Source organism: Paenibacillus phocaeensis, assembly GCF_900021165.1.
Classification (GTDB): domain Bacteria; phylum Bacillota; class Bacilli; order Paenibacillales; family Paenibacillaceae; genus Fontibacillus; species Fontibacillus phocaensis.
Window position 1 is genome coordinate 846,248 of record NZ_FCOQ01000018.1, and the last position, 24,241, is coordinate 870,488.

Here is a 24,241-nt window from a genome sequence, read left to right on the forward strand (position 1 = left end):
ATGAGTTTAAAGTAAACCGCGAACACTACAGATGATTTTAACATAACCAAGGAGGTTTTTTACGTGAAATCTTCCTCATTTTTAGGTGGGATTCTGGTTGGCGTCTTTGCTACAGTGTGGGCTTCAAGACGGAAGCAAAGTCTGATGTCCGTAATGAACGGTGCGGGTTCGGCACTGAAGTTCGCCGGGACCACCTCGAATCGTCAAGGGGCGACCGAGGATATTTCGGCAGCGCTGAAGACGGATGCTTCGGCGTCCCCACCCGCAGCGAAGGCAACAGGGGCAAATGCCCAGGTGTTTCCCAGTTCCGGCTCAAGTTCAGCGGCCGGTTCGAATCATTCGAAGGAATACAGTTTGAAGCAGCTGAAGGACTTCATTAAAGGCGATGCGGATGTGCGCCGCGAGGTCGAAGCCATTCTCAAAGAGACGAATACACCGGTACCGGGATTGTAAAATCGGCTGCACGAAAACCAGCTTAAGAATCATTTTCTGTCCCCTGATTCGGGGAACGGAAAATGATTCTTTTTTGGTCTATTTTAAAGCGTGCATTTAGAGGAAATAAGTGATAACATACATACAAAGAACCATTTCCAGCACATTTGACAGCAGGTTTCATAATCTGTTTATAACACGGATAGAGAGAGGAGGATCCTGTATGAAGATAGAAAGACTAGGCCAGGATAAGATACGGATTTTCCTCACGTTTGACGATTTAAGCGAACGCGGTATACAGAAAGAGGACATGTGGCAAGAAATCCCCAAAGTCCATGACCTGTTCACTGAAATGATGGATCAGGCTTATAATGAAGTGGGCTTTGACGCCACCGGGCCGTTGGCTGTGGAAGTGTTCGCCCTTCCTGCACAAGGAATGGTCGTCATCGTAACGCGCGGCAAATACGATCACCATCAACACGGGATCGGCTCGCCTTATGAGGATGAACTGCCGGAAGAAGTCTACGAGATGGAAGTTACGCTGGAGCAAAGTGATACGATTCTGTATTCCTTTGACGATTTCGAAAATCTGATCGAAGCGGCGCATGTGCTTAAATCCATGATTCAGAACGCCGGCAGACTGTATAAATATAATGGGAAATGGGTTCTTCAGCTGGAACCGGAGGAATTGGAGGAGGGCAAACACCCTGCTTTGATTGCGGTATTAGCTGAGTTTGGTGAAGCAACTTCGGTGACGACAGCGATGCTGGAGGAATACGGGAATTTGATTATGGCGGATCACGCAGTGGATACGATTTGCAGCCACTTCAAACGTCAGGATTGATATTGTCCGAATTGCACGAAGGCATCCTCGTGAAACCATATGAGAGAGAGACAAGGAACGGCATGCGGCGAATAAGGGGGGATCACCGTTGCTCTTTTTCTCGATAGCAAGCGCAGCGGTAGCTCCCGGTATTGCACTGCTTACTTATTTTTATCTCAAGGACAAGTATGATGCGGAACCGCTGCATATGGTCATCAAGGTATTCTTGCTTGGCTTCTTGATCGTCTTACCGGTGATGATCATTCAGCGAGGGCTGACGATGTGGCTGGGCGAAGGACCGCTGGTTACGGCATTTGGCATTTCGGCCGGCGTGGAGGAAGTACTGAAATGGTTCGTATTGTTTCATATGATCTACAATCATACAGAGTTCGATGAACCGTATGACGGGATTTTGTATGCAGCAGCCATTTCACTGGGTTTTGCAACGGTTGAGAACGTTCTGTATGCCTTTGCGAGCCATGCTTCGATTGGCACCTTGATCGTTCGGGCGCTGCTGCCCGTCTCCGGCCATGCGATGTTTGGCGTCATGATGGGCTACTACTTGGGCCGGGCCAAATTTTCAACCGGGTGGCAGAGCCAGAAGTTCCTGATCTATTCGCTGTTGTTCCCGTGGTTCTGGCACGGGGTGTATGATTGGATCTTGAATAATACAACCCAATACTGGATTTGGTTTATCGTGCCGCTTATGGCCTTCTTGTGGTATGGAGGACTCGGCAAGATGTACCGGGCCAATAACCGTTCCCCGTTCCGGTTGACACCGGGAGCCAAGGGGCAAGATTAATCTGGTAAAGAATAGGGCATCCTGATTCTAGCGATAAGTGCGTCTGCCGCTGGGCAGACCGCGAAATTGGATAGAAAGGGGTGCCTTTTTTCGTGCGCGTCAAGGTCCGGATTACTTGTAAAGCGTGCGGCGAGCGGTTTGTGTTGCGCGGCAAGAAAGAACGCGGCCAGATCGAAACCGGCTTTAAGCAATGCTTGTGCAACAATCAGCATGACTTCGAGATCGAGGAAGAAGCTCAGTAACTGGGGAGCCAATTTCGTGATCGGAAGCCGCTTTTTGAACTACCGTTACGATAAAAGTTCAAAAGGGGGGGGGTCGAGCACCGAGGAGGTTGGATGAAGCTAGGGAGCGAGTAGCGGAGCGTAGCTGGAAGCTACGTGAGCAACGGAGGGACCGGGTGAATCCAAGATCCGACGCCGAGCTGCTTCAATGGAATAACTTCGTGATCGGAAGCCGCTTTTTGAACTACCGTTTCAATAAAAGTTCAAAAAGCGGGTTTTGAGCACCGAGGAGGTTGGATGAAGCTAGGGAGCGAGTAGCGGAGCGTAGCTGGAAGCTACGTGAGCAACGGAGGGACCGGGTGAATCCAAGATCCGATGCCGAGCTGCTTCAATGGAATAACTTCGTGATCGGAAGCCGCTTTTTGAACTACCTTATTCATATGCATAAAGTTCTTTCCTTCTTGTCACACTAATCCCAACCTAGTTGAAGAAGGGAGAGAGCTAAGCCCAATGTACAAACGACTGAGTGCGATCCTGTTTCCGGTGACCGCGGTACTATTGATTGGTGCGCTGGTATGGGGGTATCAAGAGAACCAGGAGAAAAACTCGATTCTAATCAAGGCGGAAAACCAATATCAGCGGGCGTTTCACGATTTGTCCTATCACGTGGACAAGCTGCATGCAGAATTGGGCAACACCCTGGCTGTCAATTCGGCATCCACCGGCTCACAACGCAGAGGATTGGTGAACGTCTGGCGGATCACCAGCGAAGCGCAAAATGAAATCAACCAGCTTCCGTTAACCTTGCTCCCATTTAATAAAACGGAAGAGTTTCTGTCGCGGATCGCGAAGTTTTCGTACCAGACCGCCATTCGGGATTTGACCAAACAGCCGCTGAACGATAACGAAATGAAGAATCTGAAGGAGCTCTACAAAAGTTCGGCGCAAATCGCCCAGGATCTTCAAGGAGTGCAGAATAAGGTTATCGCCAACCGCTTGCGTTGGATGGACGTTGAAACAGCGTTGGCCAGCGAACAAGAACCGCGGGATAATACGATCATCGACGGTTTCAAGACAGTTGACAAGAAGGTCGGCGAATATCCGGAGCTCGATTGGGGGCCGTCGATTTCCAGCATGTACAATAAACGTTCGGTGAAGAAGCTGGGCGGAAGTCCAATCACGGCGGAGGAAATCAAACGCAAGACGGCAGAATTTACCGGGATTCAAGACGCCGGTGCGATCCAGGTTGTGGAGAATGGGAAAGGGACGGAATGGGCGTCGTATACGGCCAATCTGAAGAACGGCAAGGACGGAGAGTCCTGGTCGCTCGACTTCACCCGGAACGGCGGTCATTTGATCTCTTATGTGTACCATCGCCAATTGGGTCCGAAAGCTGTCGACGTCGGAACAGCGAGAGCCCGGGCCAGCGAATTCTTGGAGAACAAAGGGTATCCGGGGTTAACGGCAGTGTCGTATGACGAGTTCGATAATGAAGGAAACTTTACCTTTGTCAGCAAAGAAGGCGATGTGCTCATTTATCCGGAGAAGATCACAATCCGGGTTGCTCTGGATAACGGACAGGTCACCGGGATGCAGGCCAGTGATTATGTTTATGAACGGGAAAGCCGCGAGCCGGTAGGAAAGCCGAAGTTAACGCTCCAGCAGGCGCGGAAGTTCTTGAATCCGGAATATAAAGAGAAATATCACCGCCTGGCGCTAATCGAAAACGAACAGTCGGAAAAGGTGCTGACCTACGAGTTTGGCGGTTCGATTAACGGTTCGCAGTACCGGATCTACATTAACGCAGAGAACGGGAATGAAGAGGTCATCGAAGAAATACGGAACCGCAACAACAAAGGAGCCACGCCATCCTGATCCGGCTCACAGCGATCAAAGGAATGTTCCGGTCATCCGGAAGATTCCTTTTTTGACTTGCAGAAAATAAATTAAGGCCCGGCCCTCCCTCGCCGTGCTATAATCAGAAGGTAGCAATACGACCAATGGGTATAGGACGGTGGGGGAACTTGTTTCCTAAAGTGAACGATCTCGTATACATTCAAGTTGCGTCGGCGGACAAGCCGAACGAAGAGAAGGAATGTAAATCACGGATCGCGGACGTGGAAGAGGAATCGTTTTTGATCGAAGTTCCGATCGAGAGCGGAAGCGGTCGCATCAAGAAGCTGTACATCGGGGACGAGTTATCCGTGTATTTCTTGACGGAATCCGGAGTGAAAAACTACTTTAATACATACGTGTTGGGCTTCGCCGACGACGTTGTCCAATTGGTGCGAATTCGCAAGCCCGAACCGGAAACGATCACCAAAATTCAGCGGCGAAATTTTCTGCGGGTCGTTGCCGAGCTGGAGATCGCCGTGTTGATGAAAGACGGCGTTCGTTTTGTTGCACATACGGAGGATGTGGGCGGCGGCGGGGTCTCCTTTAGCTGCAGCAGCGAGTTCAAGCTTGCCCAGGGGGATCAGTTGTTCTGTTGGCTGCTCATTCCATTCAAGAATGGCTCCATTGATCACGCGCCTTTTGAAGCCGAGGTCGTCCGGACGAAGAAGCTGGAGACGGGGCGCACGGTCGTCATGCTGAAATTCGTAAGCATTGCGGACCTTGAACGGCAGAAGCTGATTCGCTATTGTTTCGAAAGGCAATTCGATTTCAAAAATCGCTGAAATCATCCCGAGAACAACGTATTCCCGTATTCCTGAAATGGATAAGCTAGACAAGGAAGATGTGATGTTGAACGCACTGATCCACCAGGAGGGAAACGAATGAGAAGGATGCAAGACGACGAGATCTATACGGAGTTGTTTCTGTCGTTTTCGGACAAGGCGGAGCGGTGGCTTAAACGGGGGCTGTTGGTTATTTTGGCGGCGCTTTGTTTGTTTCAATTGCTGCTGCGGATCCCGGAGATCCGATATTTTTTGGCTTCGGCGGATAAATATGAAGGTGTGCCGATACACCGGGAGCAGGGGAATTAAACGGGGGAAACCAGAGCGATTCTTTTGCATCCCTCTGCTATCTGTGGTATAATTTTCACGTCGCAGGCAATGCCTGCTTTTTTCTTGAGGATTTGTTTTGAGGAGGAATGCCCCTTTGGCAAGCGAGACGTCAACAACCCGTGATAAAATCAACATCGCCATCGACGGTCCTGCGGGGGCAGGGAAAAGTACGATAGCTCGAATGGTTGCCGGCAGACTGCAATATGTGTATGTCGATACCGGTGCGATGTACCGGGCGGCCACTTGGTATTTTCTGCAGCGGGGTGTCGGACCGGACGAAGTGGACAAAGTGCTGCGTGACTTGCCGGAACTCGAAATCGAATTGATGCCTGGAGAACAGGGGCAGCTGGTTCGGGTGAACGGTCAGGACGTCACGGAGGAAATCCGCTCGTTGGCCGTCAATGCCCAGGTATCCCGATATGCGCAAATCGAGGGGCTGCGTGAACGGCTTGTCTCTTTACAGCGGCAAATGGCTTTGCGCAAAGGCGTCGTCATGGATGGACGCGATATCGGTACCTGCGTTTTACCGGATGCAGAAGTGAAAGTGTTTATGACCGCGAGCGTCGAGGAGCGGGCACGCCGACGTTATAAGGAAATGAAGGAGCAGGACGAGATTTCGTTCGATGAGCTCGTGCGATCGATCGAGGAGCGGGACCGGCTGGACCGGGAGCGGGAAGTTTCTCCGCTGCGCCAAGCTGAAGATGCCCGGTTGCTGGATACGACGCAGATGTCCTTGAACGAGGTGGCCGACCATATCGTAGCCATGTGCAGAACCTATGGAAGTGAGAGTTGAGCCAGGATGATCTATCGTTTTTGTCGAAGCGTACTTCGGATCCTCTACAAGCTGTTCTTTCGCCTTGAGGCGAGCGGCTTGGAGCATATTCCGAAGGAGGGCGGGGTGCTCTTATGCTCCAACCATCTAACCTTGCTGGATCCCCCGACCATCGGGATCTTGCTGAAACGCAAGGTGCATTTTATGGCCAAACAGGAGCTCTTCCAGATCTTCGGATTCGGTTGGCTGATCCGACAGTTAGGGGCTTTTCCTGTTAAGCGCGGAGGCGTAAGCAAAGAGTCGATCAAAACCGCGTTAACCTTGCTCCGTAACGGACATGTGATGGGGATCTTCCCCGAAGGCCGACGGGTTAAGGGCGCCGAGGATAATGTGATCGGCAAGAAAGGCGCAGCAACGTTTGCGCTCCGCAGTGAAGCTGCGGTGATTCCGGTTGCGATTATTGGCACTTATCAACTGTTTCGTAAAATGCGCGTCGTATACGGACAGCCGGTAGATCTGACGGAATTCAAGGAGAATGGCGGGGCAGACGCGGCCGAGCGGGCCACGGAGAAGATTATGGCCAGCATCGCCGAGCTCAAGCAACGTTAATTTCTTCATGTCTTTGCCTGGAAGTGATGCATGAAGGTGGGAGACATTAGGGAAGCTATATTTTAAAGGCAAGTTTTGAACCTCGCTGCAAGTGGAAGTTCGACTCGTTGAACAACCATCGGGCGGGTTTAAATAAATGGGTTTTTGAATTGAGGAGGTTATTGACATGTCGGAAGAAACAAAAAATGTTCAAGAAGCTGCGGAAATCGCAAGCCAGGATGAGATGGAGCAAATCGTCTCTTTGAAAAAAGGGGACACCGTCAAAGGAACGATCGTCAAAATCGAAGATAACCAAGCTTATGTAAGCATTGGATATAAATACGACGGTGTAATTCCTATCCGCGAGCTGTCCTCCGTACACCTGGACAATGCGGCAGACGTTGTTGCGGTTGGCCAGGAAGTAGAAACGAAAGTGGTCAGCATCGACGACGAGAAAGAGCGCCTGGTACTTTCCAAACGCGCGATCGACAGCGAGAACGCTTGGGAAGAGCTGGAGAAGAAGTTCCAAGACGGCGAAACGTTTGAAGTCACGGTAGCGGACGTCGTTAAAGGCGGCATTGTCGCTGACGTGGGTGTTCGCGGCTTCATTCCGGCATCGATGGTGGAGCGCCATTTCGTTGAGGATTTCAGCGACTATAAAGGCCGCACTTTGCGCGTAAAAGTCAAAGAGCTCGACCGCGAGAACAACAAAGTGATCCTTTCCCAAAAGGACGTGCTCGACGAAGAGTTCGAAGCCAACAAGCTGAAAGTTATGGCCGAACTGAACGAAGGGCAAGTGCTGGAAGGCACGGTGCAACGCTTGACTCAATTCGGGGCTTTTGTTGATGTAGGCGGCGTTGACGGATTGGTTCACGTATCCGAAATCGCTTGGAGCCATGTCGACAAACCGGCTGATGTCTTGTCCGAAGGCGACAAAGTGAAAGTGAAAGTTCTCAAAGTCGATCCGGAAAAAGGCAAGATCAGCCTTTCGATCAAAGCGGCACAACCAGGTCCTTGGGATACCGCAGCCGAGCAATTCCATACCGGCGATATCGTCAGCGGCGAAGTGAAACGTCTGGTGAACTTTGGCGCCTTCGTAGAAATCGCGCCGGGGGTAGAAGGACTTGTTCATATCTCTCAAATTTCGCATAAGCATATCGGTACTCCGCATGAAGTGCTGAAGGAAGGCCAAACGGTACAAGTGAAGGTGCTGGACGTGAATCCGAACGAGAAACGGGTTAGCCTCAGCATTAAGGAAACCGAAGAAGCTCCGGCTCCTGCACCGAAGAGCGAAAGACCTTCCAAAGGCAGCAGCGTGAGAAAAGAAGACTTGGGCGATAACCCTAACGTATCGCTGAGCAACCAAGGCTTGAGCATCACGCTGGGCGAACGCTTTGGCGACAAACTCAGCAAACTGAAATAATCAGGTTTTAGTGGCTCGAACATCGGCGGACCCTGAAGAAGCGGGTTCGCCGTTTTTGTTGTTGCCCGTTAGCCAAGCAAACGTTTTTTTGCTATGATGATTAACGTGTATCTGTGAATAAACGTGTGAAACCTATATAGAGGATCGGTATTACGGGGTTTGAAAAATAAGGAATTAGGAGGGATGTCTATGGCAAGACCTGTAGTGGCTATCGTCGGGAGGCCGAACGTGGGGAAATCAACGATCTTTAACCGAATTATTGGCGACCGCCTGGCGATTGTCGAAGACAAGCCGGGGATTACGCGCGACCGGATTTATGGCGCCTCGGAATGGAACGGGAAGCCGTTCAGTATCATTGATACCGGAGGGATTGAGCTTGATGATGAGGAGCCGATTTTGAAATCGATCCGCATGCAAGCTGAGCTCGCCATCGAAGAGGCGGACGTCATCGTATTTATGTGCGATGCCAAGGCCGGCGTAACTTCATCGGATGAAGAGGTCGCCAGTTTGCTGTATCGGTCGGGCAAGCCGGTGATCGTTGCGGTAAATAAGGTGGATAATATCGGCCGGATCGATAATATTTATGAATTTTACAATCTTGGATTCGGGGATCCCATCGGGGTTTCGGGAAGCCACGGTACCGGGATTGGCGACTTGCTGGATGCGATCACTGACAACTTGCCGGAGCTTGCGGATGACGAGTACGATGAGGACGTGATCCGCGTCGCTCTGATTGGCCGGCCGAACGTAGGCAAATCCTCGCTGGTCAATGCGATCCTCGGGGAAGAGCGGGTCATCGTCAGCGACATCGCAGGGACGACTCGCGATGCGATCGATACCCCATTCGAGAAGGACGGGCAGCGTTACGTTTTGATCGATACTGCAGGGATGCGCAAACGCGGCAAAGTTTACGAGACAACCGAGAAGTACAGCGTCATGCGCGCGATGAAGGCCATCGAGCGGGCGGATGTTGTCCTGGTGCTGATCAACGGCGAAGAGGGAATCATCGAGCAGGATAAGCATATCGCCGGATATGCCTACGAAGCCGGGAAAGCCTCTATCTTCGTGGTTAACAAATGGGACGTGGTTGAGAAGGACGATAAAACCATGCATCAATTCGAGCAAAAGATTCGGGACCACTTCCTGTTCATGACTTACGCGCCGATCGTCTTCCTGTCGGCCAAAACGAAGCAGCGTTTGCACAAACTATTGCCTGTGGTTCAGCATGTGGCAGACCAGCATACGAAACGCGTGCAAACCCATCTACTTAACGATGTCGTATCCGATGCAATCGCCATCAATCCTCCGCCAACGGACAAGGGACGGCGTCTGCGAATCAATTATGTGACGCAGGTTGCCGTCAAACCGCCAACGATTGTGGTGTTCGTCAACGACCCGGAGCTAATGCACTTCTCCTATGAACGGTATTTGGAGAATAAAATTCGGGCCGCATTTGATTTCGAGGGAACGCCCATTCGGCTGTTTACACGGCGCAAGTCTGATGAAGGTTAGGGGAGAATAAAGTGATTTTACCCGTAATAGCTGTAATTGTGTGTTATTTGCTAGGTTCAATAAGCTTCAGTGTGGTGCTGGCGAGAGCGCTGAAAGGAATCGATATTCGCCACCACGGCAGCGGCAACGCAGGGGCGACGAACACGCTGCGCGTACTGGGAAAAGGCCCGGCGATTCTCGTTCTGGCGCTTGATGTGCTCAAAGGGATTGCGGCTGTTTGGATTGGCCGCTGGCTCGGCGACGGTGTCCAATGGACCGCTGCACTCTGCGGTATCGCGGCCATCATTGGTCATAACTGGCCGCTCTATTTCCGCTTTCGCGGCGGGAAAGGGATCGCCACCACGATTGGCGTGATGGCTACCCTGTTCTTCTTCCCTGCGCTGTACGCGGGGATTATCGCGATATTATCGATTGTGATCACCCGGTACGTCTCGCTGGGTTCGCTTATCTTCGTCTTGTTGACACCGATTTTTTTGGCGGTCTCCGGCGAATTCGGCCCTTATTTCTGGACGAGTCTCATCATCTTCGTATTCGCCTTCTGGAGACATCGCACGAACATCGTTAAGATCGTGCACGGCAAAGAGAATAAGCTGGGTTCCAAAGGAGGAGATCGCGTTGTCTAATAAAGCCGCCGTGCTGGTGGCGGGCAGTTGGGGAACGGCACTTGCCAGCGTGCTCGCCGACAAAGACATGGAAGTCGCCTTGTGGACACGTAACGCAGAGCAGCAGAAAGAGATCAACACCAGACATCGGAATGAACGGTTCTTGCCCGGCATTGAGCTGTCGCCCAAGCTGGCCGCGACTACGGATTTGGAGGCGGCGGTCACCGGCGCGAAAGCTGTGGTGATGGTCGCGCCTTCCTCGGCTGTACGCGAGGTGGCCAAGTCGTTAAAGCCTTTCTGGCATGAGGATATGCTGGTGGTGCATGCCACGAAAGGGTTTGAAATCGAGAGCATGAAGCGGATATCGACCGTGATTGCCGAAGAGCTTGGCTGTGATGAGGGGCGGATCGTTGTGTTGTCCGGACCAAGCCATGCAGAGGAAGTGGTGAAACGCTGCCCTACCACGGTAGTTGTTGCTTCACAGATCGCCGCCCAGGCCGAACTGGCGCAGGATCTGTTCATGAACCCGTATTTCCGCGTATACACGAACCGCGATATGGTTGGAGTAGAACTGGCCGGAGCTTTAAAGAACATTATCGCGCTGGGCGCAGGAATGTCCGACGGATTGGGCTACGGAGACAATGCCAAGGCGGCGCTGTTGACCCGCGGCCTTGCCGAGATTACGCGTGTTGGCGTTGAGATGGGAGCCAATCCGTTAACTTTTGCTGGATTGGCGGGGATCGGGGACCTTGTCGTAACCGCGACCAGCCGGCATAGTCGGAACTGGCGAGCCGGTTTTATGCTGGGCGAAGGCAAGGCGCTGGAAGCCGTATTAAGCCAGATGGGCATGGTGGTAGAGGGAATTCGCACCACGAAAGCCGCTCATGCCATTTCTGAGAAATATCAAGTGCAAATGCCGATTGCCGCGCAATTGTACCATGTTCTCTTTGAAGGCCTGGACCCTAAGACCGCCGTAGAGGCGCTGATGGGACGCGACCGGAAGACGGAGATGGAGGTTATGTCCCTGGAAACCTGGGAACAATGGCACACTTGAGTGGAAGTTCAAAAGCCGGCTTTTGATCACGATGATACTCAAAGAAGCAGATTCGACATCGAATCTTGAATTCAGCCGAGACAAAGCGGATGCTTCCGAAGCATGTTTCCTACGGAAACATTTCAGTTGCTCACGTACCCAAAACGTACGCTCCGCTACTCAGTCTCTAGCTTCATCCAACCTTCTCGGTGCTGAAAAGCACGATGAGCCCGTTTTGGCGAGGGGAACTCACCTTTATCTGCGCCTCCTCATATCTTGGTGGAAGAGGACAGCGGAGGAGGCGAAAGCGTGAGCAAAATATCCAAAGAGGCCCTGAATGCCATCAACAAGAAGACGGGGAAGACCATCTCGGAAGGCTCGGTCAAAAAGCTGGCCAGCACCGTAAAACCGTCAACCATGCAAAATGAAGCCGAATTGCGGAAGCTGATCAAGCAGGTGTCGGCGGTGGCGAAAGTCCCCGTATCGGAAAGCACGATTCAGGAGATTGTGAGCGCCGTGAAAAAGAGCGGCATGAATCCATCCAATATGGAAGCCTTGATGAAATTAATGATCAAAAAATAATCGAAGGTGTTCCTTGTTGCCCCTAAGCTCTGCGGTCCTATGCCGCGGGGCTTTGTTTAGTTTCCGGCTCTGCCTGGATTTGCCTCAAGGAAATCCCGGGGGTACATAGCCTGAAAGGCGGCATAATGCTATAATATGGATCATATTAAGCAAAAAAATAGTAGGAGAAACGAACATGGATGCAATGACGAAGATGTGGCTATCGATCGCGGCCGTGCTGATCATGGGGATTTCCGTTTTTTTGATCACGTTTGCACGGACGAAAACGAAAGGGATCGTCAAGGGGATTTTATCGTTGCTTGCTTTTTTTATTATGCTGGCCGGTTTCTTGACCGGACTCGTGTCAATTACTTGACAGCAGCCTCTACACCATGGAACCCAAGAGAAGAGGAAAATGTATGCAACAACAAGATAGCAAGGCCTATACCGAGTTGACGGAGGATTTAGGCAAGCTTGCCGCCGCCTGTGAAGGGGTGGAGGGGGCCTGGCTGCTTGGAGGCAGCTGTGGATTGTGGCTGCAAGGGGTTGAACTCGCGGCTGCCCCGCGGGATATCGACATCTATGCGGATCTTGCGACCACAGACCGCTTGCATGAGCGGCTCGAGCGGTTTGCGACAGATGCGCCGCACCGTGACCGAAGCGGGATTTACACCTCTCTGTTAAGCCACTACCGGATGGGAGAGTCGACCGTCGAGCTGGTGGGCGGGTTTGAAGTTCACCCCGACGGCGCTTTATATCGGACTGAGGTGGAGGCGTTGCTGGCGCCGACAGCCCCGCGTGTGATGCTGCGAGAGGCTGCTTTTTCGGTGATGCCGCTCGCTCATGAATTGGTATTTAATCTCTTGCGGGAGCGCCCGGATCGTTATCTGCCGATTGCCGCCAGAATTCGCAAGGCGCCCGAACGTCACCTGCCCTTATTGGACGAGCTGCTGAAACGTAATGGGTGGTCGGCGGATTTGGTTGGACGTATGGCCGAACTTCTGGACCAACCGCTGCTCTCCCGTCCATGGAGCGAATATCGCGGCGGGGAGGTCTAAGAGCTCATCGTGGAAGGGCGTATCACGTTTCAGCCGACAGGGAAAACCATTCAAGTCCGGCCAGGCACCACGGTATTGAGAGCGGCTCGCGAAGCAAGGATTCCGATTGTGACTCGCTGCGGCGGGAATGCGGGTTGTCTGATGTGTAAAGTGCAGGTTGAACCGGAGCAAGCAGCGATGTTAACCCCTCCCAGCGCTGCGGAACGCCGCAAGCTTGGCCCTCTGCTGGAGCAGGGGGTTCGATTAGCCTGTCAGGCGGTGATCCGGGGGGAGGTGGCCGTCCAGCTTCCCGAGGATCCGCTCAAAGCGGCGATTCGCAAGCAGTTGGAACGGCAGCGGGATGAAGAGGAGTTATGGTAAGTACGAAGGGGACAAAGTGAGGATTACAACATGGTGAAGTTATCAGTTTTGAAGCCAACCGGGGTAAGGATAGCCGCTTTGGTTGTTATTTTGACGTTGATGACCTCCTTGCTGTCGGGATGCTTATATCGCGGAGACAGGCAGCAGGGAGGAACGGTTTCCTACATGGAGAGCGTGGACCGGGTTCAGCGGGCGCTGGACCGATTTCAGGAGGACAAGGGCATCCTGCCGATCGTTACCGCCGGGGAGGAAACGCCGCGGTATGAGAAGTATCGAATTGATCTGGAGCAGCTGAAACGAGAGGGTTATTTGGAGGAACTCCCGGCGGCGGCTTTTGAGCAGGGGGGAACCGTCTATTTTCTCGTTATCGATGAAGAATCCGATCCCACGGTGAAAGTCATGGATTTGGGCACGATGCAGAAAGTGAACGATGTCCAGCGCAAAGTACTGAGCTACCGATCGAGCCAGGGAGGAGCATTGCCGGGCGAGGCAGAAGGGGAGACCTATCCGGGGCTATACCCCGTAGATCTTCAGCTAATGCAGGCAGAGAGTTTAGCGCTGGCAAGCGTATACTCCGGGGAGACGCTCCCCTATCTGATGGATGCGCAGGGCAATGTGTACGTAGATTATGCTTTTGATATTATGCAGGCGATCGATCAGTCCGGCAAGACGCCGCAGGATGATGAAGACCTGCGCACCTGGCTGACGGACAGTTCCGTGTTCGTTCCGGTGAAGTCGCTGCCTTACCGATGGAACGGGAGTGAACCGGTTGCTCATATCAACTGAAGAGGAAGCCTTTCGGATGGATGTCCGGGAGGCTTCTTTTAGGTTGTGGACTGGGTTTCAGTTTCTTTCGTTTCCCCTCTTCCAATAGCGTCATATTTTCTCCGATAGACTCATACAAATGGGAGTATGGCGGTTAAGTGCCCGCCTTGTTCGGGTTGAATGAGCGGCCCCGCAAAAAAAACGGGCTTGGACGGTTTTAACCGTCATATTCTCGCATCTGGTACATAAGATGTTACTAGTCCAAATGCATGTACGAGTTTACGCCGCTTCGTTCAGGTTCCTTCCACAGGTTTGCGGCGGCGGACACGGGCAAGAGGGGCTGCCGCTCCTGCCGCAGCAGCGAGGCCCAAAATCATGGTGAATCACGAAGCGGATGCTCTCGGGGCATTTTTCCTTCGGCGAAATTTGAGGAGGGGATATCATTGGTATTGGAGAAAGTGGACATTTTTAAGGACATTGCCGAACGAACCGGAGGCGACATCTATCTGGGGGTCGTCGGTGCGGTCCGTACCGGGAAATCGACCTTTATTAAGCGTTTCATGGAAACGGTCGTTCTCCCGAACATCGCAAACGAAGCCGATCGGGTCCGCGCGGTAGATGAACTTCCGCAAAGCGCCGCCGGCAAAACCATCATGACGACCGAACCGAAGTTCGTCCCGAACAATGCGGTGCAGATCAAGGTAGCTGAAGGACTCGAGGTTAACGTAAGACTCGTGGATTGCGTCGGATACGCCGTGGAAGGCGCAAAGGGCTACGAGGATGAGAACGGGCCTCGGATGATTTCTACGCCTTGGTTTGAAGAGCCGATTCCGTTCCAGGAAGCGGCGGAAATCGGGACTCGCAAAGTGATTCAAGAGCATTCCACGCTGGGCGTTGTCGTGACGACCGACGGAACGATCGCTGATATTCCGCGCTACTCGTACGTTGAATCCGAGGAGCGGGTCGTCGCGGAATTGAAGGAGGTCGGCAAGCCGTTTGTGCTTGTGATCAACTCAACGCGGCCAAACAGTGAGGAAGCGCAGCAGCTTCGCGGCGAGTTATCCGCCAAATATGACATTCCGGTCATTACGCTCAGTGCGGCGACGATGACGGAAGAAGACGTGACCGGTGTGCTCCGGGAAGTTCTCTATGAATTCCCGGTTCATGAAGTCAACGTCAACCTGCCTAGCTGGGTAATGGTGCTCAACGAGAACCACTGGCTGCGCAGCAACTATGAGAACTCCGTCCGAGACACGGTTAAGGATATTCGCCGTTTGCGGGATGTCGATCGAGTCGTCGGAAATTTCATGGAATATGATTTCATCGATCGGGCTGGACTAAGCGGGCTCAACATGGGCCAGGGCGTTGCAGAGATTGATCTGTACGCTCCGGACGATTTGTACGACCGTATCCTGATGGAAGTCGTTGGCGTGGAAATCCGCGGGAAAGATCATTTGCTGCAACTGATGCAGGAGTTCACCCATGCCAAACGGGAATACGACCGGTTTGCCGAGGCTCTTGAAATGGTCAAAACAACCGGTTATGGCATCGCCGCACCTACGTTGGCGGAAATGGCGCTGGATGAGCCGGAGCTCATTCGCCAAGGCTCCCGCTTTGGCGTAAGGCTGAAGGCGACGGCCCCTTCCATCCATATGATCCGCGTCGACGTCGAGTCGGAATTTGCGCCGATCATCGGAACCGAGAAGCAAAGCGAAGAGCTGGTTCGTTATCTGATGCAGGATTTCGAGAACGATCCGATCAAGATTTGGGAATCCGATATTTTTGGCCGATCCCTTCACTCCATCGTACGCGAAGGCATTCAGGGCAAGATCGCCATGATGCCGGACAACGCTCGCTACAAGCTGCAGGAAACGCTAGGGCGGATTATCAACGAAGGATCCGGCGGCCTCATCGCCATCATTTTGTAGGCCTACTCGGTGCTCAGAAGCCGACATTTCGACTCATTGAATCACCCAACTCTAGGCAATTCCTCCTCAATGACCGCGCGCATGCTGATTCTGGCTGCGTGCGGTTGTTTTGTCGTTTAGGGGGCAGATTCCCTGAATTTATAGGGCGAATTGAGGAAAAATCGCCGGTAAGCCTTGAAATAACTTGAAATTATGCATGGGCTGTATTACTATAAATTTGTTCCGCGACCCCCGAAGGCGCGATTTCATCATGTTTTTGGGGAATTTGTACGTAATGAATTGCATAAAACACGTATATTCTGCGGTAAAACGGAAACACAAATAGCAAGTGGTATTATTTTCCTTGGTGGGGAGGTGAATCACACATGAATAAATCCGATTTGATTTCTCAAGTTGCAGAAAGCACGGAGTTGTCTAAGAAGGACGCGACTAAAGCGGTTGACGCCGTATTCGAGGCCATTTCCGAAGCGTTGCAAAACGGAGACAAAGTTCAACTGGTCGGCTTTGGTAACTTTGAAGTCCGCGAGCGTTCCGCCCGTAAAGGCCGTAACCCGCAAACCGGAGAGGAAATCGAAATCCCTGCGAGCAAAATTCCTGCTTTCAAACCAGGTAAAGCGCTCAAAGACGGAATTAAATAAAGATTTCTACATATCTTTCCGTGCAAAAGACCGTGGGCATCTTGTTCACGGCTTTTTCTTTTCACGGGGAGCGTAGAGGGTGAACAGTCTGTCAAATCGAGAAGGGGGAGGCGCAGCCATATGGATAACCAACACAGCGGCGGTAACGAACAAGCTGCAGGCGGGGACTATTTCGTCGTGAAGGCCAAGGAGCAAGGGGTTACGGTCATCGGGTTGACCCGGGGGAAGGATACACGGTTTCACCACACCGAGAAATTGGATAAGGGTGAGGTGCTGATCGCCCAATTTACCGACCATACGTCCGCGGTCAAGGTTCGCGGCAAAGCGCTCGTTTACACGAAGCACGGGATGATCGATACGGAAGAATGATTTTGCATTCTGCAGGCATAGCCTGCTTTTTTTCTATGTAGAATGGGGTATAGGAATCTTTTGGACAGGACGGAAGCGCCGCTGTCCGAGTGAACTGAAGGGGGAGTGCCCCATGAAACGAAAAATTGCCGTTCGGGCAGTGTTGCTCACGTTCGGCTGCGCGCTGGTGATGGCGGGTGTCGCTTGGCTCAGCGAACACCCGGCTCAGCCCCGGCAAGCGGCCACGGTGTTCGCCGGACCGATTCCGGCAGAGTTGACCGATGACAACCTCGTAGATGCTTTGGACCCGCTGCAGCTTCCGTTGCCGATCGCCAAGGTGGAGCTGAACGGGGGGATCCTCTCCATCGACCTGAAGGTCGAAGGCGACCAAATGGGTGCTGGCGACGTCTACCGGGGAATGGCGGAAATGATCTCCTTCGCGTTCGAACACACCAGCAATATCGATCAGCTGCTGCTGCGGTTGATGGCTGAAGATCGTTGGCTTGGCACGAAGTATCTGCTGCTGGCTGCCGATGTCAGACGCAGCGAATTTTCCGCAGAGGAGCTGGAAGTTTTGCGGCATACCGGGAGCGGGGAGTTGCCCGAGACGCTGCGGCTGCGCATGCGGGTGACGGAAACCCGGCTTTGGAAGTCGCGCTTTCTGCAGGAGTAGCCGCCTTAGGCATTCGATGCGTTGAATTCGCGTCTTGCCACTGTGCGCAGTGAAAAAACATATGCTATAATAGACAAGATTGTGACAGTTGTGACAGTTTTATTACTGAAAGATCAGCGGCTCGGAGGCAAAGGATGAAACCTTATCGCATTACAGAATTGGCAAATAAGTATGTCAGTTATGACATGATTACCGCATACACGGCGCTTCCGGAGTTCCCGGTGCCCCGTGTTCGTTTGCTTTATACGTTTCTTAACGAGCGCGAGGGCCAGTCGCCCGAGTCGGCGGAGACGTGCGCGCTCGCCGCATTCCTCGTGCAGCTTGGCATGGATACCCATGATCGCATCGATCTGGCGTCCGGACTGGGGGAGGCTACGCGCGAAATGCGTTCTCGCCAGCTCAAGGTGCTCGCCGGCGATTATTTCAGCGGCGTCTTCTATCATCTGCTCGCCGGAGCCGGGGAGACCGGCATGGTTCCGCTCCTGAGCTCGGCGATCTGTGAGGTCAACCGCCTGAAGGTCCAGCTGTACAGCAAGTTGAAGCAGGCCGTATTGCCTGCGGAGGAATATCTGAAGGAATGCGTCCATGTCAAAATGGGGCTTTTTCTTTCTTTTACGGAGCTGTTGGACAAGTCGGTTCACAATGTATGGCAGAAGCTGCTGGCCGAGCTAAGCCGCTGCGAAGTCATGCTGGACGAACTTCACTCTTCTTCTGAATTGCCGCATGACCGCAAGGGATACGCGTATTTGCGCATTATGGAAACCGGGTCCTCCGAGGATAAAGATACGCTCTCCGCACGCAAGGTTGGCGAGCGCGACTGGTCGCTGATGCTCGTGAAATATAATATCAAGGAACAGCTGATGTCCATGCTGCACCAATCGGTGGATCATGTTCAATCGCTGCTGCATGAGTGCAAGAAGGAATCGGCGCGCACGGAGCTGAAGTCCATCCTGGAGCCGTTTATCGCCGTGCTGTCGCCGGCACGCCGTTCCGTGCAAGAAGGGTAGGGAGATAAGCAAATGAGTCAATCGTCTTCATCCGAGACCAAAGAACAGTTCGTGCATTCCGTATTCGAAAGCATCGCTCCGAAATACGACATGATGAACGACCTGCTCAGCTTCAGACGCCACAAAGCGTGGCGAAAGTTCACGATGGCCAAAATGAACATGGCCCCCGGGGATACGGCGCTTGATCTGTGCTGCGGCACCTGCGATTGGACGATCAGCATGGCCGAAGCCAGCGGGGGGCCGATCATCGGCCTGGATTTTAGCGAGCAAATGCTGGAATACGGCCGCCGCAAGGTGAAAGAACGCCAGCTCGATTCGCGGATTACCTTGGTTCAAGGCAACGCGATGGAGCTGCCGTTTGAAGACAATCGATTCGATTACGCCACGATTGGCTTCGGACTGCGCAATGTGCCCGATCTGCGCCAAGTGCTGCAGGAAATGCGGCGTGTGGTGAAGCCTGGGGGCATGGTGGTTTGTCTGGAGTTGTCCAAGCCCACCTGGCAGCCGTTCAAAGGACTTTATTATTTTTATTTTCAAAAAGTACTTCCGATGCTTGGCAGACTGGTAGCGAAACGATATGAGCAATACAAATGGCTGCCCGATTCCCTCGTCCAATTTCCCGGACGTGCAGAGCTGGCGGAAATCTTCCGCGAGACGGGACTTGCCAGGGTCGAAGCGTATCCTTTAACCGGCGGAATTGCTGCCTTGCACATCGGAACGAAGGAGACGCAGCATGATTAAGAAGATCGTAATTTTTCTGCAGATGATTAAATTTGAACATACCGTATTTGCTTTGCCATTTGCTTTCATGGGCGCGTTGCTTGGATCTGAAGCGATCAACCATAAGCTCCCGTCCTGGGAACAGATCGGCTGGGTGCTGCTAGCGATGTTTGGCGCGCGCAGCGCGGCCATGGGGCTGAATCGACTGATCGATCGGGTCAGTGATGCCAAGAATCCCCGTACAGCCAACCGCGCCATCCCGGCGGGGCTGCTGAAAATCGGTGAAGTGGTGTTATTCGTGCTCGCTTCATTTGCCCTGTTGTTCTGGGCGGCTGCGGAGCTTCATCCCTTGGCGCTCAAGCTGCTGCCCATCGCCGTGATCATGCTGGTCTTGTACTCGTACACGAAACGTTTTACCTGGCTCTGCCACGTCGTCCTGGGCCTGACGATCGCATTAGCTCCTCTCGGCGGCTGGGCGGCCGTGACTGGACAAGTTGGTTGGACCGCGCTGGTGTTCTTTGTGACGATTACGTTTTGGATCGCCGGCTTTGATATTATTTATGCCTGCCAGGACGTAGAATTTGATACGAAGGAAGGCCTTTATTCCATTCCCGTAAGGTTTGGCGTCGCCAAATCGCTTAAGATCGCTCAAGCGTTTCACATCATCACCGCGCTTGGTTTCATCGCTTTGCTGTTGATGACGGATTTGGGCTGGTGGTACATCGCAGGGATGGTCATTGCGTACATCATTTTATTTTATGAGCACCATATCGTGTCGCCCGGCGATCTCAGCCGCTTGCAAACCGCCTTCTTTACCATGAACGGCGTACTTAGCATCGTCGTATTTTCCTTCACATTGATTGATTTGGTGGTGCGTCATTACTAATGGATACAACGAAAACGATCGTCGTCGGTATCACAGGGGCCAGCGGTTCGATTTACGGGGTGAAGCTGGTCGAGACGCTGTTAGGAATGAACTTTCTCGTCCATCTCGTGGTTTCGAACGCGGGGTGGCGGGTAATTAAGGAGGAGCTCGGCTGGAACACGAGTGACCGGGAAGCATCGCTGAATGAGCATTTTGGAACGCTTCCCGGGAAGCTGGTGTATCATCCGATCGCCGATATCGGGGCTTCCATCGCCAGCGGTTCGTTTCTTACGCATGGGATGATCGTGATGCCTTGCTCCATGGGGACTTTATCGTCGATTGCGAACGGGACATCGGACAACCTGATCGCCCGGGCCGCCGACGTCATGGTGAAGGAAGGCCGCCCGCTCGTGCTGGTGCCGCGTGAAACGCCGCTGCATGCCATTCATCTGGAGAACATGCTGAAGCTGGCCAGACTCGGCGTCCGGATCATTCCGGCGATGCCGGCGTTTTACTTCGGACCGCAAACCATTGACGATCTGGTCCGGTTCCTGGTTGGCAAGGTGCTCGACAATCTGGGGATCGAGCATGCGTTATTCCGAAGATGGGGGGATCAAGATGAACAACAAGGAGAATAAGGACATCCTCATCGGCAAAATCAGATATAGCAACGTTTGGCCCGTATTTCACTATTTCGACGTTACGCGCCTGCCGCAAGCAAGCCAATTGGTCACCGAGGTGCCTTCGAAGCTGAACCGCCGTATGCTCGGCGGAACGCTCGAGATTTCCCCGGTGTCTTCTTTTGCTTACGGGTATGGATCGGATCGCTTTGTCTTATTGCCGGATCTGTCGGTCAGCTCCGATGGACCGGTGAATTCGATCCTGTTGTTCTCGCGGAAGCCGCCGGAGCAGATTGCGAACGGCCGGATCGCGCTAACGAATACTTCGGCTACCTCCGTTAACTTGCTGAAGATCATTATGGAGAAGGCTTACGGCGGCAAGCCGGATTATTGGGACAGCGAGCCTGATCTGGATGCGATGATGGCCGACAGCGATGGGGCGCTCTTGATCGGTGACCACGCCATTGAGGCTTCGTGGCGAGATCATGGTTTTATCGTCACGGATTTGGGGGAAGTCTGGAAGTTATGGACCGGATACGGCATGACGTTTGCGGTATGGGCCGTGCAGAAGACGTTTGCGGAAGCAAATGGCGGCTATTTGGCCGAAGTGGCGGAAGCCTTCGCCGACAGCAAACGCAGGAGCCTCAGCGACCTTTCTCCGCTCGTAGCCAAAGCCTGCGCCGAGATCGGCGGGACGGCGGACTATTGGCAGCACTATTTCAACAACCTACGTTATGATTTCGGCGAATCGCGCCGCAAGGGCCTCGCCTTGTATTTTGAATATGCCTACGAGATGGGTTTACTGGACCATCGGGTCGAGCTGGAACTTTGGAGTCACAATTCGCTGATACGGGTGAAAGAATGAAACTACTGGATATTTTCGGTACATTAAAAAAAGATATGGATTTCATCGAACGGCAGCTGTATCGCAGCATCGACGGCGATGACGAGCTGCTGAGCGAGACGTCCCTGCATCTGTTGAAGGCGGGCGGCAAGCGGCTGCGTCCGATCTTCGTGCTGCTCGGCGGGAAGTTCGGGAACTACGATCTGCAGAAGCTGCAGTATATCGCCGTTCCGCTGGAGCTGATCCATTCGGCGTCGCTCGTCCACGATGATGTGATCGACGATGCCGATACGCGGCGGGGCAAAGCGACGGTGAAGTCGAAGTGGGACAACCGGATCGCCATGTATACCGGCGATTACATCTACGCCAAGGCGTTGACCCAGGTGTCTGAGCTAGGAAACCCATACATACACCGCATTCTGTCCAAGGCGATGGTCCAGATGTCGATCGGGGAAATGGAGCAGATTCGCGACTTTTTCAATACTGAGCAAAGTGTGCGCAATTATTTATTGCGGATTCGCCGGAAAACGGCGCTGCTCATCGCCATCAGCTGCCAGATGGGAGCGATTGCGGCAGACGCGCCGGATAAAGTGAACCACCTGCTGTACCGGTATGGCTATAACGTCGGTATGGCTTTCCAGATCCGCGACGACCTGCTCGATTTGCTAGGTACCGAGAAGACGATCGGGAAACCGCCGGGCAGCGATATGCGCCAGGGCAATATCACGCTCCCGGTGCTCTTCGCCTTGCAGGAGCCGGAGCTCCGAGAGCCGTTGCTGCGGGAAATCCGCGGCATTCAGGCGGGAGACGGAAGCGGGGAGGTATCCCGGGCGATTGAAATGATTCGCACCAGTCCCGGGATCGGCAAAGCCGAAGCGCTGGCAGACCGCTTCATTGCCAAGGCGCTGGACGCGCTGCAGCAGCTGCCGGCGACGGGAGCGCGCTCCCATTTGGAGGACATCGCGGAATTCGTCAACAAGCGTTCCTATTAGAATCTTATGGCTTTACCTGTTTCGCAAGTTTCTGGTAAAATGCAGGTGAAACCGCCTTCTTGAAAGGCCGGTCATTTTATATCGCATAAAGATGCTGTTTTATTTCGGGAGGGGAACCATGGAAAGAACGTTTTTAATGGTTAAGCCGGACGGCGTGCAGCGCGGGCTGGTCGGCAGAATCATCAGCCGGTTCGAGGATAAAGGGTTTCAACTGATCGCAGGCAAGCTGGTCCAGGTCACGGAGGCTCAGGCGAAGAAGCATTACGCAGAGCATGAGGGGAAACCTTTCTTTGACGAGCTGGTCAGCTTCATAACTTCCGGGCCGGTATTTGCCATGGTATGGGAAGGGGACGATATCATCGCCTTATCCCGGATGGTCATTGGAAAAACGAAGGTGACCGAGGCACTTCCCGGTACGATTCGCGGTGATTTTGCCGCTCATACCCCGTTTAATCTGATTCATGGTTCCGATGGAGTGGAAAGTGCGGAGCGGGAAATCGCCAATTTCTTTGCGCCGCAGGAGCTTGTGCAGTACGCAAGAAGCGTGAGCCCATGGATCTGAATCGAATCATTCCTGACACGGCTCGGACAGACCAGGCAGAGACGGCACCGGACCCGGATTACCTCGGCTTTATCCAAAGCATCAAGAAAAGCACGGGCATCGATTTGGCCCAATATAAGGAAGCGCAGATGAAGCGGCGGCTGACGACGTTGCGCAACAAAAACGGCTATGCGACATTTGCGGATTTCTATACGGCGATGATGAGCAATAAGCCGCTGTTTTATGAATTTCTAGACAAGATGACGATTAACGTCTCCGAATTCTGGCGGAACCCGAACCGTTGGGAAGTGCTGCGGGATTCGGTGCTGCCGGAGCTGGCGGCCGAGCGGCCGAAGCTGAAGGTTTGGAGCGCGGCCTGCTCAACCGGGGAAGAGCCTTATACGCTGACGATGATTCTCGCGGATTTGGGACTTCTGCCGAAGACGTATCTGCTGGCGACGGATATCGACGACGGGGCGCTGGGGAAGGCGCAGGAGGGATTGTACCTGGAGCGCTCCCTGAAGGATGTGCCGAAGGCGGTTGCAGAGCGTTATTTTTCGCCGGAGGGCCATATGTACCGGTTTGATCCGAAGCTCAAGAAGGCGGTCACGTTCAAGAAGCAAAACCTGCTGCTGGATCCGTTCGAAGAAGGCTTCGATCTGATCGTTTGCCGCAACGTCATGATTTATTTTACCGAAGAAGCGAAGCAAGGGCTTTATCATAAGTTCTCACGAGCGCTGCGTCCCGGCGGCGTCCTGTTCGTCGGCAGCACGGAGCAAATCTTCTCTCCCGGCCAGTACGATCTGGAGGCGGCGGAGACGTTCTTCTACCGCAAGAAGGAGTAGGGTATAGAAAGGCGGGTTCTTTCCGATACTTGGACCATACCGTCATTGGAGGTCAGGTCATGGACAAGCGCAAAGTGATCGAAGCTTATCGGCGGGGATTCTTGACGCCGCAAGAATGCGCGCAGGTGCTGGGCATTGAAGGCGCGCACCTTCAGCGGATGCTGGAGGATTTCCCGCTCGAGGTTCAGCGGACGTCTTCCTTGGAGAATCAACCCGCCTCAGGACTGAGATAAGCAACAATACGGGCCAAAAGCAAACAA

At 53.2% G+C, this 24,241-nt stretch carries 31 protein-coding genes; all 31 read left to right on the forward strand.

Features of this window, described 5'->3' with window-relative positions:
- Window positions 1-63 precede the first annotated feature (63 nt).
- Entirely contained in the window at window positions 64-453 is a 390-nt protein-coding gene (locus BN3795_RS13960) for a hypothetical protein (protein ID WP_068785233.1), read from the forward strand.
- Window positions 454-655: 202 nt separating this feature from the next.
- Entirely contained in the window at window positions 656-1,276 is a 621-nt protein-coding gene (locus tag BN3795_RS13965) for a genetic competence negative regulator (protein ID WP_068785234.1), read from the forward strand.
- A gap of 88 nt (window positions 1,277-1,364) precedes the next feature.
- A complete protein-coding gene (gene prsW / locus BN3795_RS13970; protein WP_068785235.1) occupies window positions 1,365-2,057 on the forward strand; it encodes a glutamic-type intramembrane protease PrsW in 693 nt (230 codons plus the stop codon).
- A 92-nt stretch (window positions 2,058-2,149) separates the two neighbouring features.
- Complete coding sequence (locus BN3795_RS25570; protein WP_198524710.1) at window positions 2,150-2,299, forward strand: hypothetical protein; 150 nt, start codon at window positions 2,150-2,152, stop codon at window positions 2,297-2,299.
- A 489-nt stretch (window positions 2,300-2,788) separates the two neighbouring features.
- Window positions 2,789-4,153, forward strand: a complete 1,365-nt coding sequence (gene ypeB, locus BN3795_RS13975; protein WP_068785236.1) for a germination protein YpeB — start codon at window positions 2,789-2,791, stop codon at window positions 4,151-4,153.
- Window positions 4,154-4,302: 149 nt separating this feature from the next.
- Window positions 4,303-4,956 (forward strand): flagellar brake protein, encoded by a 654-nt coding sequence (locus BN3795_RS13980; RefSeq protein ID WP_198524711.1) that lies wholly within the window; start codon window positions 4,303-4,305, stop codon window positions 4,954-4,956.
- A gap of 99 nt (window positions 4,957-5,055) precedes the next feature.
- Complete coding sequence (locus BN3795_RS13985) at window positions 5,056-5,265, forward strand: hypothetical protein (RefSeq protein ID WP_068785238.1); 210 nt, start codon at window positions 5,056-5,058, stop codon at window positions 5,263-5,265.
- Between the two features lie 115 nt (window positions 5,266-5,380).
- Window positions 5,381-6,079: a (d)CMP kinase gene (gene cmk, locus BN3795_RS13990; protein WP_068785239.1), complete on the forward strand. Its 699-nt coding sequence runs from the start codon at window positions 5,381-5,383 to the stop codon at window positions 6,077-6,079.
- Window positions 6,080-6,085: 6 nt separating this feature from the next.
- Window positions 6,086-6,667 carry a lysophospholipid acyltransferase family protein gene (locus tag BN3795_RS13995; protein WP_068785240.1) on the forward strand — a complete coding sequence of 194 codons (582 nt, stop codon included), beginning with the start codon at window positions 6,086-6,088 and terminating at the stop codon, window positions 6,665-6,667.
- Window positions 6,668-6,833: 166 nt separating this feature from the next.
- Window positions 6,834-8,069: a 30S ribosomal protein S1 gene (gene rpsA / locus BN3795_RS14000; RefSeq protein ID WP_068785241.1), complete on the forward strand. Its 1,236-nt coding sequence runs from the start codon at window positions 6,834-6,836 to the stop codon at window positions 8,067-8,069.
- A 189-nt stretch (window positions 8,070-8,258) separates the two neighbouring features.
- Window positions 8,259-9,581, forward strand: coding sequence for a ribosome biogenesis GTPase Der (gene der, locus BN3795_RS14005; RefSeq protein ID WP_068785242.1), 1,323 nt, complete (start codon window positions 8,259-8,261; stop codon window positions 9,579-9,581).
- A gap of 11 nt (window positions 9,582-9,592) precedes the next feature.
- A complete protein-coding gene (plsY, locus tag BN3795_RS14010; RefSeq protein ID WP_068785243.1) occupies window positions 9,593-10,204 on the forward strand; it encodes a glycerol-3-phosphate 1-O-acyltransferase PlsY in 612 nt (203 codons plus the stop codon).
- Window positions 10,197-11,237 (forward strand): NAD(P)H-dependent glycerol-3-phosphate dehydrogenase, encoded by a 1,041-nt coding sequence (locus tag BN3795_RS14015; RefSeq protein ID WP_068785244.1) that lies wholly within the window; start codon window positions 10,197-10,199, stop codon window positions 11,235-11,237. Before plsY ends, BN3795_RS14015 begins: the two co-directional genes overlap by 8 nt.
- 288 nt (window positions 11,238-11,525) lie before the next feature.
- The gene (locus BN3795_RS14020) at window positions 11,526-11,798 is read left to right on the forward strand and encodes a stage VI sporulation protein F (RefSeq protein ID WP_068785245.1); all 273 of its coding nucleotides are present in this window, start codon (window positions 11,526-11,528) and stop codon (window positions 11,796-11,798) included.
- Window positions 11,799-11,973: 175 nt separating this feature from the next.
- Complete coding sequence (locus tag BN3795_RS14025; RefSeq protein WP_068785246.1) at window positions 11,974-12,153, forward strand: DUF2768 family protein; 180 nt, start codon at window positions 11,974-11,976, stop codon at window positions 12,151-12,153.
- A 43-nt stretch (window positions 12,154-12,196) separates the two neighbouring features.
- Entirely contained in the window at window positions 12,197-12,835 is a 639-nt protein-coding gene (locus BN3795_RS14030; RefSeq protein WP_068785247.1) for a hypothetical protein, read from the forward strand.
- Between the two features lie 9 nt (window positions 12,836-12,844).
- Window positions 12,845-13,195, forward strand: coding sequence for a 2Fe-2S iron-sulfur cluster-binding protein (locus tag BN3795_RS14035; RefSeq protein ID WP_068785248.1), 351 nt, complete (start codon window positions 12,845-12,847; stop codon window positions 13,193-13,195).
- Between the two features lie 30 nt (window positions 13,196-13,225).
- Window positions 13,226-13,981 carry a DUF3939 domain-containing protein gene (locus BN3795_RS14040; protein WP_068785249.1) on the forward strand — a complete coding sequence of 252 codons (756 nt, stop codon included), beginning with the start codon at window positions 13,226-13,228 and terminating at the stop codon, window positions 13,979-13,981.
- 428 nt (window positions 13,982-14,409) lie between these two features.
- Window positions 14,410-15,888, forward strand: a complete 1,479-nt coding sequence (gene spoIVA, locus BN3795_RS14045) for a stage IV sporulation protein A (protein WP_068785408.1) — start codon at window positions 14,410-14,412, stop codon at window positions 15,886-15,888.
- A 365-nt stretch (window positions 15,889-16,253) separates the two neighbouring features.
- A complete protein-coding gene (locus tag BN3795_RS14050; RefSeq protein WP_059043418.1) occupies window positions 16,254-16,526 on the forward strand; it encodes an HU family DNA-binding protein in 273 nt (90 codons plus the stop codon).
- Window positions 16,527-16,646: 120 nt separating this feature from the next.
- Window positions 16,647-16,895, forward strand: a complete 249-nt coding sequence (mtrB, locus tag BN3795_RS14055) for a trp RNA-binding attenuation protein MtrB (protein ID WP_068785250.1) — start codon at window positions 16,647-16,649, stop codon at window positions 16,893-16,895.
- Window positions 16,896-17,007: 112 nt separating this feature from the next.
- A complete protein-coding gene (locus BN3795_RS14060; RefSeq protein WP_068785251.1) occupies window positions 17,008-17,547 on the forward strand; it encodes a hypothetical protein in 540 nt (179 codons plus the stop codon).
- Window positions 17,548-17,681: 134 nt separating this feature from the next.
- On the forward strand, window positions 17,682-18,554 hold the full coding sequence (locus BN3795_RS14065; protein ID WP_068785252.1) for a heptaprenyl diphosphate synthase component 1: 873 nt from the start codon (window positions 17,682-17,684) through the stop codon (window positions 18,552-18,554).
- Between the two features lie 12 nt (window positions 18,555-18,566).
- Window positions 18,567-19,295, forward strand: a complete 729-nt coding sequence (locus tag BN3795_RS14070; RefSeq protein ID WP_068785253.1) for a demethylmenaquinone methyltransferase — start codon at window positions 18,567-18,569, stop codon at window positions 19,293-19,295.
- On the forward strand, window positions 19,288-20,160 hold the full coding sequence (locus tag BN3795_RS14075; RefSeq protein ID WP_068785254.1) for a UbiA-like polyprenyltransferase: 873 nt from the start codon (window positions 19,288-19,290) through the stop codon (window positions 20,158-20,160). Before BN3795_RS14070 ends, BN3795_RS14075 begins: the two co-directional genes overlap by 8 nt.
- Entirely contained in the window at window positions 20,160-20,777 is a 618-nt protein-coding gene (locus tag BN3795_RS14080) for a UbiX family flavin prenyltransferase (protein ID WP_068785255.1), read from the forward strand. Before BN3795_RS14075 ends, BN3795_RS14080 begins: the two co-directional genes overlap by 1 nt.
- Entirely contained in the window at window positions 20,758-21,624 is an 867-nt protein-coding gene (locus BN3795_RS14085; RefSeq protein WP_068785256.1) for a menaquinone biosynthetic enzyme MqnA/MqnD family protein, read from the forward strand. Before BN3795_RS14080 ends, BN3795_RS14085 begins: the two co-directional genes overlap by 20 nt.
- Window positions 21,621-22,595 carry a polyprenyl synthetase family protein gene (locus tag BN3795_RS14090; protein WP_068785257.1) on the forward strand — a complete coding sequence of 325 codons (975 nt, stop codon included), beginning with the start codon at window positions 21,621-21,623 and terminating at the stop codon, window positions 22,593-22,595. The genes BN3795_RS14085 and BN3795_RS14090 overlap by 4 nt, the downstream gene beginning before the upstream one ends.
- A gap of 118 nt (window positions 22,596-22,713) precedes the next feature.
- Entirely contained in the window at window positions 22,714-23,157 is a 444-nt protein-coding gene (gene ndk / locus BN3795_RS14095) for a nucleoside-diphosphate kinase (RefSeq protein WP_068785258.1), read from the forward strand.
- Window positions 23,148-23,981: a CheR family methyltransferase gene (locus BN3795_RS14100; RefSeq protein ID WP_068785259.1), complete on the forward strand. Its 834-nt coding sequence runs from the start codon at window positions 23,148-23,150 to the stop codon at window positions 23,979-23,981. Before ndk ends, BN3795_RS14100 begins: the two co-directional genes overlap by 10 nt.
- Before the next feature lie 59 nt (window positions 23,982-24,040).
- Window positions 24,041-24,214: a hypothetical protein gene (locus tag BN3795_RS25575; protein ID WP_198524712.1), complete on the forward strand. Its 174-nt coding sequence runs from the start codon at window positions 24,041-24,043 to the stop codon at window positions 24,212-24,214.
- Window positions 24,215-24,241 lie beyond the last annotated feature (27 nt).

Coding starts and splice junctions, on each gene's coding strand:
- BN3795_RS13965 (WP_068785234.1), top strand. CDS start 656: ATGAAGATAGAAAGACTAGGCCAGGATAAGATACGGATTTTCCTCACG.
- ypeB (WP_068785236.1), top strand. CDS start 2,789: ATGTACAAACGACTGAGTGCGATCCTGTTTCCGGTGACCGCGGTACTA.
- BN3795_RS13985 (WP_068785238.1), top strand. CDS start 5,056: ATGAGAAGGATGCAAGACGACGAGATCTATACGGAGTTGTTTCTGTCG.
- BN3795_RS13995 (WP_068785240.1), top strand. CDS start 6,086: ATGATCTATCGTTTTTGTCGAAGCGTACTTCGGATCCTCTACAAGCTG.
- rpsA (WP_068785241.1), top strand. CDS start 6,834: ATGTCGGAAGAAACAAAAAATGTTCAAGAAGCTGCGGAAATCGCAAGC.
- der (WP_068785242.1), top strand. CDS start 8,259: ATGGCAAGACCTGTAGTGGCTATCGTCGGGAGGCCGAACGTGGGGAAA.
- BN3795_RS14025 (WP_068785246.1), top strand. CDS start 11,974: ATGGATGCAATGACGAAGATGTGGCTATCGATCGCGGCCGTGCTGATC.
- BN3795_RS14030 (WP_068785247.1), top strand. CDS start 12,197: ATGCAACAACAAGATAGCAAGGCCTATACCGAGTTGACGGAGGATTTA.
- BN3795_RS14040 (WP_068785249.1), top strand. CDS start 13,226: ATGGTGAAGTTATCAGTTTTGAAGCCAACCGGGGTAAGGATAGCCGCT.
- BN3795_RS14050 (WP_059043418.1), top strand. CDS start 16,254: ATGAATAAATCCGATTTGATTTCTCAAGTTGCAGAAAGCACGGAGTTG.
- mtrB (WP_068785250.1), top strand. CDS start 16,647: ATGGATAACCAACACAGCGGCGGTAACGAACAAGCTGCAGGCGGGGAC.
- BN3795_RS14060 (WP_068785251.1), top strand. CDS start 17,008: ATGAAACGAAAAATTGCCGTTCGGGCAGTGTTGCTCACGTTCGGCTGC.
- BN3795_RS14065 (WP_068785252.1), top strand. CDS start 17,682: ATGAAACCTTATCGCATTACAGAATTGGCAAATAAGTATGTCAGTTAT.
- BN3795_RS14070 (WP_068785253.1), top strand. CDS start 18,567: ATGAGTCAATCGTCTTCATCCGAGACCAAAGAACAGTTCGTGCATTCC.
- BN3795_RS14075 (WP_068785254.1), top strand. CDS start 19,288: ATGATTAAGAAGATCGTAATTTTTCTGCAGATGATTAAATTTGAACAT.
- BN3795_RS14080 (WP_068785255.1), top strand. CDS start 20,160: ATGGATACAACGAAAACGATCGTCGTCGGTATCACAGGGGCCAGCGGT.
- BN3795_RS14085 (WP_068785256.1), top strand. CDS start 20,758: ATGAACAACAAGGAGAATAAGGACATCCTCATCGGCAAAATCAGATAT.
- BN3795_RS14090 (WP_068785257.1), top strand. CDS start 21,621: ATGAAACTACTGGATATTTTCGGTACATTAAAAAAAGATATGGATTTC.
- ndk (WP_068785258.1), top strand. CDS start 22,714: ATGGAAAGAACGTTTTTAATGGTTAAGCCGGACGGCGTGCAGCGCGGG.
- BN3795_RS14100 (WP_068785259.1), top strand. CDS start 23,148: ATGGATCTGAATCGAATCATTCCTGACACGGCTCGGACAGACCAGGCA.
- BN3795_RS25575 (WP_198524712.1), top strand. CDS start 24,041: ATGGACAAGCGCAAAGTGATCGAAGCTTATCGGCGGGGATTCTTGACG.